The sequence below is a fragment of the Pararhizobium antarcticum genome, assembly GCF_001885585.1.
GTDB classification, from domain to species: domain Bacteria; phylum Pseudomonadota; class Alphaproteobacteria; order Rhizobiales; family Rhizobiaceae; genus Pararhizobium; species Pararhizobium antarcticum.
Map to the genome: position 1 here is coordinate 26,851 of NZ_LSRP01000102.1, position 9,974 is coordinate 36,824.

Consider the following 9,974-nt stretch of genomic DNA (forward strand, 5'->3'; position numbering starts at 1 on the left):
AAGGAACAGCAGCATGGCAACCATCTCCTCGATCACCCCTGAACACACCGAGAAGACGGCGGTTTCCGTGATCGTGGCGGTCAGCTTTTGCCATATGCTGAACGATATCATGCAGTCGCTTCTGACCTCGCTCTACCCCTTGCTGAAAGACAACTACGCACTCGACTTTGTGCAGATCGGTCTTTTGACCTTTGCCTTCCAGGTCACGGCATCGCTGCTGCAGCCGGCAGTCGGCGTCGTCACCGACAAATGGCCGATGCCGTTCTCGCTGCCGACGGCCATGCTGTCGACCTGCGCCGGCCTGATCACGCTTGCCAATGCGCATCACTTTTATGTTCTGGTCATCGGCGCCAGCCTGATCGGCATCGGCTCGGCGATCTTCCACCCGGAGGCATCGCGCGTTGCCCGTCTTGCGTCGGGCGGGCGCCATGGTCTTGCCCAGTCGCTGTTTCAGGTCGGCGGCAACACCGGAACGGCAATCGGTCCGCTGCTGGCCGCGTTCATCGTCATCCCGCGCGGCCAGGGCAGCCTGAGCTGGTTTTCGATCATCGCCCTCACCGGCTTCATGGTCTTGTCCTGGGTCAGCGTCTGGTATTCGCGTCACCGGCGCAGCACCGCCGGCCGCAAGCCGGTCAGCCGTACCCTGCCCCTGCCGCGCAACACGGTGATCTGGACCTTGATCGTGCTGGTCATCCTGACGGCGACGAAGAATGCTTATCTTTCCAGCCTGTCGAGCTATTTCACCTTCTACACGATCGAGAAATTCGGCGTTGGCGTGCAGGACGCGCAATTGCTGCTGTTTCTCTTCCTTGGCGCGTCGGCTGCCGGGGTGATCTTCGGCGGCCCGATCGGCGACCGGTTCGGCGCGCGCTTCGTCATCTGGTTCTCGATCCTCGGCGTCATCCCCTTTGCGCTTCTGCTGCCCTATGCCAATCTGTTCTGGACGGCGGCGCTCGTGATCATCATCGGCTTCATCTTCTCCTCGGCCTTTTCGGCCATCGTCGTCTTCGCGCAGGAGCTGGTGCCGGGCCGGGTCGGTCTGATCGCCGGCATGTTCTTCGGCTTTGCCTTCGGCTTCGGCGGCATCGGCGCTGCGGTGCTCGGGGTCTTCGCCGATCGAAACGGCATCGAATTCGTCTATACGATCTGCTCCTACATGCCGCTGCTGGGCCTCTTGACGGTGTTCCTGCCGAATCTTCCCCGTCACCGGTGACAATCTCGCGCCTGGCCGGAATGCCTTCTCCTGGTTTCCGGCCAGGCCACATCTGGCATATCTCGTTGTAAGTATTCATCAAGCATTGCACAGTATGGTTTCCCGGTGAGCTTCCCGGGGTGTTTCGATGCGCGTAAGAACTTTGGCGATTTCAGCGACACTGGCAGGCTTTCTCGTTTCAACGGCAGCGCATGCAGAAACGCTGAACCTTTTGATCTGGGAATCCTACATCGACCAGAAGATACTGGATCGTTTTACCGAAACGACCGGTGTTGCGGTCAACCAGATCTTCTACGACAGCGGCGATGCGCGTGACGAAATCCTCTCCGATCCGAACAGCAACATCGATCTTGCGGTCGTTGGCGAAAACGGTGCCGAACTGTTCGGCAAGCGCGGCATTCTCGAAGGGCTGACGCAAGCCAACGTGCCGTCGCTGACCGGCTACCGCCCCGACTGGAACGCCCGGTGCGCCGGTTATGGGCTTCCCTATCTCTGGGGCACGATGGGCATCGTCTACCGCTCCGACAAGGTGAAGACGACGCCGACGTCCTGGACCGACCTGATGGTGCCGGCGCCGGAGCTGAAGAAGCACATCGCCATGTATGACGATCACAACGAGGCCTTCATCGCCCCGCTCGTGCTTTTGGGGAAGTCGATCAACGCCAATGACACGGAAACGCTGAAGGCGGCATTCGAGGTGATGAAGACGCAGGCGCCGTTCGTTTTGACCTACGACTACGTCATCACCTCCATCCAGAATCCCGATACCGGCAAGGAGATCTACATGGCGATCGCCTACAGCGGCGATCAGCATGTTCTCAACGAAAAGGCAGGGACACCCGGCGTCTGGCGTTATGCCGTGCCGAAGGAAGGGACATTGTCCTGGCTCGACTGCCTGGCTGTCACGGCGGATTCGCCGCGCAAGGCGCAGGCGCTGCAATTGCTCGACTTTATCGGCTCTCCCGAGAACGCGGCCGCCAATGCTCTGGCGCTGACGATGCCGACCGCCAGCGAAGCCGCATTGCCGCTCATTCCGGCCGACATGCTCAACGATCCTGAAATCTATACGCCGGCGGACATCCTGGCGAAAAGCCAGTACCAGAAGGAGCTCTCCGTTCAATCGATCCAGACCCGGCGGCGCATCATCAGCGCGATGGCGAACTTCCAGTGACGCTCGGCAGACGGGCGTTTCTCCTCATCTTCCCGGTCGTGCTGGCGGGCTACCTGGTGGCGGCGGTCTCCGTTTACATCGCGCAGGGCAATTCAATATTGGCGCTGGAGCGCGCCCGCCTGACCCAGCGGCTGGATCATGCGGCAGCGCTTTTCCGCAACGAGGTCAGCCAGAGCCGAAGCTTTCTCTATTCGCTGCTCGAAGGCAATGCAGTCCGGCTTTTCGTGTCAGAGGCCGACGTAACCTACCGCAGCAATGCTTTGGCCTTGCGCCTCCAGCAGAGCATTCGCTCGCTTTCCGACGACCCGAAGAAGTTCATCGCCTTTGCCGTCATCAATCCCGACCTGACCCCCGGCTACTATTTCGAAAACAGCGAGGACCCCTTCGCCGAATTGAGCGCGCCGCAAATACAACTGGCCCGCAGGCTTGTCAGCGGAAGCCAGCTGCGCGACTGGACCTTCCTGCATCAAGACCGGGCGAGGCCGCTGATCGTCTATTCGGAATTCATCGACCCGGTCACATTCGCGCGTCCGGTGCCGAGCGCAAAGCGCACGGCGCTGCTTGTCCAGGTCGCCATCGAACCCACCCAGTTCCTGGAAATGCAGAAGGCGCTGCAGCAGGAATATGGGACCGAGCTGCAGTTCGACACGACACCGACGGTTCAGCCGGACAACAGGCTTGCCGCCTCCATCAGGCTTGCACCATCGCTGTTTGCGACGCTGAGCGTGGATGCCGACCGCGACGTCGGCTACATGTCGCACTTGAAAGTGCTGCTCGGCCTTGGTGCGCTGGCCATGAGCCTGTTCTCCGTCGGCCTGATGTTCGTGCTGATCCGCCGGTTCATCACCGACCCGATCTCGGCGCTCGACCTGCAGGTCACCGCCGTGATGAGCGGGCACAACGAAACCATCAAGGAAACCGCAGGCGGCGGGGAAATCGCTCGCCTGACAGGCAATATCCGGCAGTTGCATGACCAGTCGCGCACGGCGCTGCACCAGGTGCAACGCGCCTCGTGGACCGATACCCTCACGGGCATCAGCAACCGGGCCCATTTCAACCTGGTGGCAGCAGGCATAGTTGAGGATACGCAGGCGCGCGACGGGCATTGCGCCCTGCTTTTCATCGACATCGACAACTTCAAATTCGTCAATGACAAATACGGCCACGAGGTCGGTGATGACCTGTTGAAGACGCTGGCGATGCGCATCGACGCCGCCGTGCGTTCGATCACCGCACGCCGCGCAATGCCCGAGGCGGTGCTTGCCCGCCTGTCCGGCGACGAATTCGCGGTACTCCTGCAATCGAAACCCGGCGACGGCACCACCCGCGAGATCTGCGCCGCGATCATCGCGCTGTTCTCCAGTGGTTTCGAGGTCCGCGGCAAGCACTATCCGGTTACTGCCAGCATCGGCGTGGCCATCTGCCCCGATGATGCCAACGACCTTGCAGAGCTCATCTCCAACGCTGATGCCGCGATGTATCAGGCCAAGACCAACGGCAAGAACCGGTCCTCCCGCTTTTCGCGCGCGCTGCAGGACAAGCGCGACCGGATCCGCCAGATCCAGGAGGAGCTCCGCGGCATCGATGCCGATGAGCAGTTTCATCTGGTCTACATGCCGATCGTCGATGCCCGGGGCCGGGTTACCGGATGCGAGGCACTTCTGCGCTGGATTTCGCCGACACTCGGCAATGTGACACCGGACGAATTCGTGCCGATCGCCGAGAGTTCCGGCCTGTTCACCAAGATCGACTGGTGGGTGATCAACCGCGCCATGGGCGAACACTGGCGCCTGAAGGAACTGTTCGGCCCCGAAACGGTGCTGGCCATCAACATCTCCTCGGCCGAACTCTACTCGAAATCGATCAGCGATTATTTCTGCGACTGCCTCGACCGGCATGGGCTCGAGGCAAAATTCATCGAGATCGAACTGACCGAAACCTTCGCCGTCAAGCTCGGCGACCAGCTTCACCGGAATATCCAGTCCCTGCGCGATAAGGGCTTCCGTATCTCGATCGATGATTTTGGCGCCGGATATACCTCGGTCCAGCAGATCATCGAATACACCGCGGACACGATCAAGCTCGATCGGGCGCTGGTCCAGAACCTGACGGGCGAACACTCGCTGCCGGCGTTGAAAGCCGTCATCGCCCTTTGCCACGCGCAGAACATGGCTGTCGTCGGCGAAGGCGTCGATACGACGCGCAAGATGGCGATGCTGACCGAAGCAGGATGCGACCACTTCCAGGGCTATCTCATCAGCAAACCGCTCAATCTCACCGATCTTGCAAGCTGGGCAATCCACAATGCCACGGTAACGGCCGGGGAGATTGCCCAGACGCATGTCCCTGCGCGCCGCGCCGGCGCCACGAAATTGCTCTGACCGCCTTTCATGCCGCCGGAATCGAGCTTTTTCCTTGACCTCGAACCGCCATCCGCTTTACGGCAGCGCAACACTGCAGGAGTAGGCGATGAAGGTTCTTTTGATCGGTTCGGGCGGCCGCGAGCATGCGCTGGCGTGGAAGCTGGCGCAGTCGCCGCGCCTGACGAAGCTCTATGCCGCGCCGGGCAATCCCGGCATCGCCGAAGAGGCAACGCTTGTCGCCATCGACACGGATGACCAGCAGGCCGTTCTGGCCTTCTGCCAGGCGGAAGCGATCGATTTCATCGTCGTCGGGCCGGAAGCGCCGCTGGTCGCGGGTCTTGCGGACACGTTGCGCGCGGCAGGCTTTGCCGTGTTCGGGCCGTCGGCAGCGGCAGCGCAGCTCGAAGGCTCCAAGGGCTTCACCAAGGACATCTGCGCGAAATATTCCATTCCGACCGGTGCCTATCAGCGTTTCACCGAGGCTGCGCCGGCCAAGGCCTATATCCGTGCGCAGGGCGCACCGATCGTCATCAAGGCCGACGGGCTTGCCGCCGGCAAGGGCGTGACGGTGGCGATGGCGCTCGACGAGGCTCTTGCCGCCGTTGACAGCTGCTTCGACGGCGCCTTTGGCGCGGCCGGTGCCGAAGTCGTGGTCGAGGCCTATCTCGATGGCGAGGAAGCGAGCTTCTTCTGCCTCTGCGACGGAACGCATGCTTTGGCGCTCGCCTCTGCACAGGATCACAAACGCGTCGGCGATGGCGATACAGGCCCGAACACCGGCGGCATGGGCGCCTATTCGCCGGCACCGGTGATGACCGAGGAGATGGTGGCACGGACGATGAAGGAGATCATCGAACCGACCATTCGCGGCATGGCCGACAGCGGCCATCCGTTCTCCGGCGTTCTCTTCGCCGGCCTGATGATCACCCGGAAAGGGCCGGAACTGATCGAATACAATGTGCGCTTCGGCGATCCGGAAACGCAGGTGCTGATGATGCGCCTTAAGAGCGACCTGCTGCCGCTGCTCCATGCGGCTGCGACCGGCACGCTTGATCAGGTCGACGCCGAATGGCGCAACGAGGCCGCGCTCACCGTCGTCATGGCCTCACGCGGCTATCCCGGCCGCTATGACAAGAACACACCGATCACGGCGCTTCCGGATGCGGACGCCAAGACCAAGATCTTCCATGCGGGAACAGCGATCAGGGATGGCCAGTTGGTTGCGACCGGCGGCCGGGTGCTGAACGTCACGGCCATGGGCGATACAGTCGGCGCCGCGAAAGCGACGGCCTATGCGGCGCTCGATCGCGTCGAATGGGACAATGGTTTCAGCCGCAGCGATATTGGCTGGCAGGCTGTTGCGCGTGAGCAGCCGTGATCGCTTAACGGGCCGGAAAGCCGCAAAGTCATTCAATCTTTACCAATTCTCCTGACGGGAACGTAACGGAGATCGGATATTTTCCTTGGTGATATTCAAAGGAGAATACCGATGCGCCACCTTGTGCTCACTGTGTCTTGCGTGTTTGCCGCCGGGTCCGCCCTTGCGTCGTCGATCGAGACCGTGACGACAGGAGCCGGTACCAACCGCAGCATTGCCGCCGTATCCTGCCCCAATTGCCCGCCGCTGGTCGTCAAGAAGAAGCTCAGCTACATCGTGCCGGAGATTGCCAATGGCATCGAGCGGGTGGAGCTGAAGCAACTGAACGGCAAGATGAAGCTGGTGCGCACCGAATCCTGGCTGGGCGGCTCGCCGGTGGTCTTTATCACCACCGCGTCCGAGGATGTGATCAAGGCGGCAGCCGCGAAAAACCTGCCAATGCCGATCGCCATCGGCGCCATGGATATCGATCCCGCGGAGGCACAGGCGGCAGCCGTGGTTGCTGTGGATACCACCACCAAGACCAGCGCTGTCGGGACGATTTCGTCCACCACGGTCACCGCCAAGACGGCTGATATCGCAGGTTCACGCGAATTTGATCCGGCAGGCTACGAACTTCGGCTAAAATAGAAACGCATTGAACTGACCTCCGCCCGACGCCAGCCCTGCAAAGAGGCTGAACAGGGCATTCGCCGATTGCGGCGACGAATTGCGCCCCTGAAGAGAAGCAGGGGCGCATTTTTTGTGCTTGCCTAGCCAGAGATCTTCGAGAAATCCGCAACCGTGCCGGTGGCCGCGCGGATCTGGCCGAGAAGCGCCAGACGGTTGGCGCGGATCGCAGGATCGTCGTCATTGACGAGCACATCGACGAAGAACTGGTCGACCGGGCCGCGCAGCGCCGACAGCGCTGCCATTGCCGAGCGGAAATCCTCCGCCTCCACGGCGGCGGCCGCATCTTCAGAGGCCTTCGTGACCGCTGCATAGAGCGCCTTTTCGGCGTCGAGAACGAACAGGGCCGGATCGACGGTGTTTGCGACCTGCGTCCCCTTCTTTTCCTCCGCTGCCAGAAGCTGCGTCGCCCGCTTGGTGCCGGCCAAAAGGTTCAGACCCTCTTCCGCGGTGATGAAGGCGGTGAGCGCTTCGACGCGACGCGCGACCGTGAGGAGGTCGTCATTGGCGCCCGTGGCTCCAGCGTTCGTGGTGGTTGCGTTCGTGTGGGTTGCGTTCGTGGCTGCGCCCCCCTCATCCGGCGCATGCGCGCCACCTTCTCCCCGCTGGGGAGAAGAGCCACCTGCCGCCGCCCCTTGCTCCCTCTTCTCCCCAACGGGGAGAAGGTGGCCCGAAGGGTCGGATGAGGGGGCCGCAGCCAGAACCGCATCGATCAGGTCATGGCGCGCACCGAGATCGCGCAGGTAGACTTTGAGGCGGTCGTGGAAGAAGGAAAGGAGGTCGGCATCGGCCAAGACGGATGAAAGGGGAAGCCGTACCTTCCGCTCCAGCAAAATCCGCACCACACCCAACGCCGCACGCCGCAAGGCATACGGATCCTTCGATCCCGTGGGCTTTTCGTCAATCGCCCAGAAGCCCACAAGCGTATCCAGCTTGTCAGCGAGCGCGACCGTCAGGCCAACGGCATCGGCCGGCAGGCGGTCGGACGGGCCCTGCGGTTTCCAGTGATCCTCGATCGCGGCGGCGACGGAGGCGTCCTCGCCCTGCAGCAACGCATATTTGCGGCCCATCAGGCCCTGCAATTCCGGAAACTCACCGACCGCTTCGGTGCGCAAGTCGGCCTTGGCCAGAACGACGGCGCGATCGACGAGGGCGGGATCGGCACCGGTGGCCTTTGAGAGTTCCGCAGCCAAGGCCCGGATGCGCGCGACGCGCTCGCCCTGCGTGCCCAGCTTGGCGTGGAACGTGACGTTCAGCGCATCGAGCTTGGCCATGCGCTGGTCGAGCGGCTTGGTGAGGTCGAGATCGAACTTCTTCGCCGAGGCTTCTAGCGTTGCCAGATCCGGCAGGTCGCCCTGGTCGCGGGTCCAGAAATGCTTGGCGTCCGACAGGCGCGCACGCACCACCTTGCCATTGCCATGGACGATTTCGGCGCCGCCGTCCCTGGCCTCGATATTGGCAACGAGGATGAACCGGTTCGACAGGCCTTCGCCGCCGATCGGCCGCGTCACGAAACATTTCTGGTTGGTCTTGATCGTCAGGCGGATGATTTCCGGCGGGATCGCCAGATAGTCCGCCTCGAACGATCCCAGCAGCACCTGCGGCCATTCGACGAGGCCGGAGACCTCTTCCAGCAGCGCCTCGTCCTCGACCAGTTCAAGGCCGTTGGCAAAGGCAATATTGGCGGCATCGGCGGCGATGATCTGCTTGCGGCGTTCCCCATCCAGGATGACCTTGGCGCGTTCCAGCTTCTCGGCATAATCGGCAAAGCGGCGCACGGTGATCGCGTCTGGCGCGTGGAAGCGGTGACCATAGGTGATGTTGGAAGCAACGATGCCGTCGACTTCGAACGGGATGATCTGCGTTTCCTCGTTTTCCGGGCCAAATGTGCAGACGATCGACTGCAGCGGCCGCACCCAGCGCAGCGAGCCGGGCTTTGCCGAGGCCACGCCGGAACGCATCGGCTTCGGCCAGGGGAAGTTCCTGATGATGCCGGGCATGACGTCGGCAACGATCTGTTCGGTCGGGCGACCGGGCTTGACGATGTGGGCAACGTAGAAATCGCCCTTCTTCGGGTCGGTATGCACATGCGCCTGGCTGACATCGGCCAGGCCGGCGCTGCGCAAAAAGCCCTCGATCGCCTTTTCATTGGCTGTGGTGCTCGGGCCCTTGCGGTCCTCGCGCACATCGGCCGAGCGGGTGTTCAAACCGCGAATATCGAGCGTCAGCCGGCGCGGCGTCCAGTATTCCCGCGCGCCCTCATAGGTCAGGCCAGCCTCGACCAGCGCATCGGTCAGGAGTTTCTTCAGATCGCCGGCAGCCTTGCGCTGCAAACGGGCCGGGATTTCCTCGGAGCGGAGTTCAAGCAGAAGATCGGGCATGGACGGATGCTTTTCTATGGGACCAATGGACTGCGGCGGACTTAGCAAGCCCGGCAGCAAAAGTCATCCATTCAATGCTGAAAAGTCCTCATTCACGCAGCGTCGCGGACAGGGATTCGCTCGATCTCCGCACGATTTCGCTCGGCTTCGATTTTCAAGTCGAAGCTCACCTGCAGATTCATCCAGAGTTGCGGCGTGGTGTTAAAGAAGCGAGCAAGGCGCAAGGCGGTATCCGATGTAATCGCGGTCTTGCCCGAAACGATACGTTCGATTCTTGTCCTCGGGACATTGAGTTTCTTCGCAAGCATGCCGGCGCTCATCTCCAACGGATCGAGATAAAGCTCCTTGAGAATTTCGCCCGGATGGATTGGGGGAAGCAGGTCAGGCATGAAAACTCCGATTCGACCACGATTGGTCAGTGGTAGTCGACGATCTCGACATCATCAGCACCGCCTTTCGACCATGAAAAGCAGATGCGCCATTGCTGGATGATGCGAACAGAATATTGGCCATCACGGTCACCCGACAATTTTTCAAGGCGATTACCGGGTGGCGACATCATGTCCTTCAAATCCGTCGTCGTATGCAACAGAGCCAGCAACTGCTGCGCACGCCGAACGAGATCCGCAGGAAAACCTTTCTTCACGCTGCCGTTCGCCACGGATAAAGAAAGTTTGTCTTTGAACGAGCGGATCATCCGCATCTCCCAATTGTATCAAACAATGATACACGAAGACAAATCGGTCAAGTATCAGGGTGCGATACAAAAGCCCTGATCGTCTTTTGGCCCTACCAGCCC

The 9,974-nt window shown here is 61.4% G+C and carries 8 protein-coding genes; 5 read left to right on the forward strand and 3 right to left on the reverse strand.

Annotated features, from left to right (window positions below; all coding sequences use genetic code 11):
- The first annotated feature begins 13 nt into the window (after positions 1–13).
- From AX760_RS17735 to AX760_RS17755, 5 genes are all read left to right on the forward strand, one after another.
- Complete coding sequence (locus AX760_RS17735) at positions 14–1,213, forward strand: MFS transporter (RefSeq protein WP_071834322.1); 1,200 nt, start codon at positions 14–16, stop codon at positions 1,211–1,213.
- Positions 1,214–1,340: 127 nt separating this feature from the next.
- On the forward strand, positions 1,341–2,384 hold the full coding sequence (locus AX760_RS17740) for a polyamine ABC transporter substrate-binding protein (protein ID WP_071834323.1): 1,044 nt from the start codon (positions 1,341–1,343) through the stop codon (positions 2,382–2,384).
- Positions 2,381–4,765, forward strand: coding sequence for a putative bifunctional diguanylate cyclase/phosphodiesterase (locus tag AX760_RS17745; RefSeq protein WP_071834324.1), 2,385 nt, complete (start codon positions 2,381–2,383; stop codon positions 4,763–4,765). Before AX760_RS17740 ends, AX760_RS17745 begins: the two co-directional genes overlap by 4 nt.
- Positions 4,766–4,853: 88 nt before the next feature.
- Positions 4,854–6,125, forward strand: coding sequence for a phosphoribosylamine--glycine ligase (gene purD, locus AX760_RS17750; RefSeq protein WP_071834325.1), 1,272 nt, complete (start codon positions 4,854–4,856; stop codon positions 6,123–6,125).
- A gap of 111 nt (positions 6,126–6,236) precedes the next feature.
- Positions 6,237–6,755 (forward strand): plant virulence effector HPE1-like domain-containing protein, encoded by a 519-nt coding sequence (locus AX760_RS17755; RefSeq protein ID WP_071834326.1) that lies wholly within the window; start codon positions 6,237–6,239, stop codon positions 6,753–6,755.
- Between the two features lie 122 nt (positions 6,756–6,877).
- Here AX760_RS17755 and glyS read toward each other — a convergent pair whose 3' ends face one another.
- From glyS to AX760_RS17770, 3 genes are all read right to left on the reverse strand, one after another.
- Positions 6,878–9,175 (reverse strand): glycine--tRNA ligase subunit beta, encoded by a 2,298-nt coding sequence (gene glyS / locus AX760_RS17760; protein WP_071834327.1) that lies wholly within the window; start codon positions 9,173–9,175, stop codon positions 6,878–6,880.
- Positions 9,176–9,267: 92 nt separating this feature from the next.
- Positions 9,268–9,564: a HigA family addiction module antitoxin gene (locus AX760_RS17765; protein ID WP_071834328.1), complete on the reverse strand. Its 297-nt coding sequence runs from the start codon at positions 9,562–9,564 to the stop codon at positions 9,268–9,270.
- A 26-nt stretch (positions 9,565–9,590) separates the two neighbouring features.
- Positions 9,591–9,872 carry a type II toxin-antitoxin system RelE/ParE family toxin gene (locus AX760_RS17770; protein ID WP_071834329.1) on the reverse strand — a complete coding sequence of 94 codons (282 nt, stop codon included), beginning with the start codon at positions 9,870–9,872 and terminating at the stop codon, positions 9,591–9,593.
- Positions 9,873–9,974 lie beyond the last annotated feature (102 nt).

Bases quoted from the DNA above. Each gene is read 5' to 3' on its own strand.
- AX760_RS17740 (WP_071834323.1), top strand. From the start codon at position 1,341: ATGCGCGTAAGAACTTTGGCGATTTCAGCGACACTGGCAGGCTTTCTC.
- glyS (WP_071834327.1), bottom strand. From the start codon at position 9,175: ATGCCCGATCTTCTGCTTGAACTCCGCTCCGAGGAAATCCCGGCCCGT.
- AX760_RS17755 (WP_071834326.1), top strand. From the start codon at position 6,237: ATGCGCCACCTTGTGCTCACTGTGTCTTGCGTGTTTGCCGCCGGGTCC.
- AX760_RS17770 (WP_071834329.1), bottom strand. From the start codon at position 9,872: ATGATCCGCTCGTTCAAAGACAAACTTTCTTTATCCGTGGCGAACGGC.
- purD (WP_071834325.1), top strand. From the start codon at position 4,854: ATGAAGGTTCTTTTGATCGGTTCGGGCGGCCGCGAGCATGCGCTGGCG.
- AX760_RS17765 (WP_071834328.1), bottom strand. From the start codon at position 9,564: ATGCCTGACCTGCTTCCCCCAATCCATCCGGGCGAAATTCTCAAGGAG.
- AX760_RS17735 (WP_071834322.1), top strand. From the start codon at position 14: ATGGCAACCATCTCCTCGATCACCCCTGAACACACCGAGAAGACGGCG.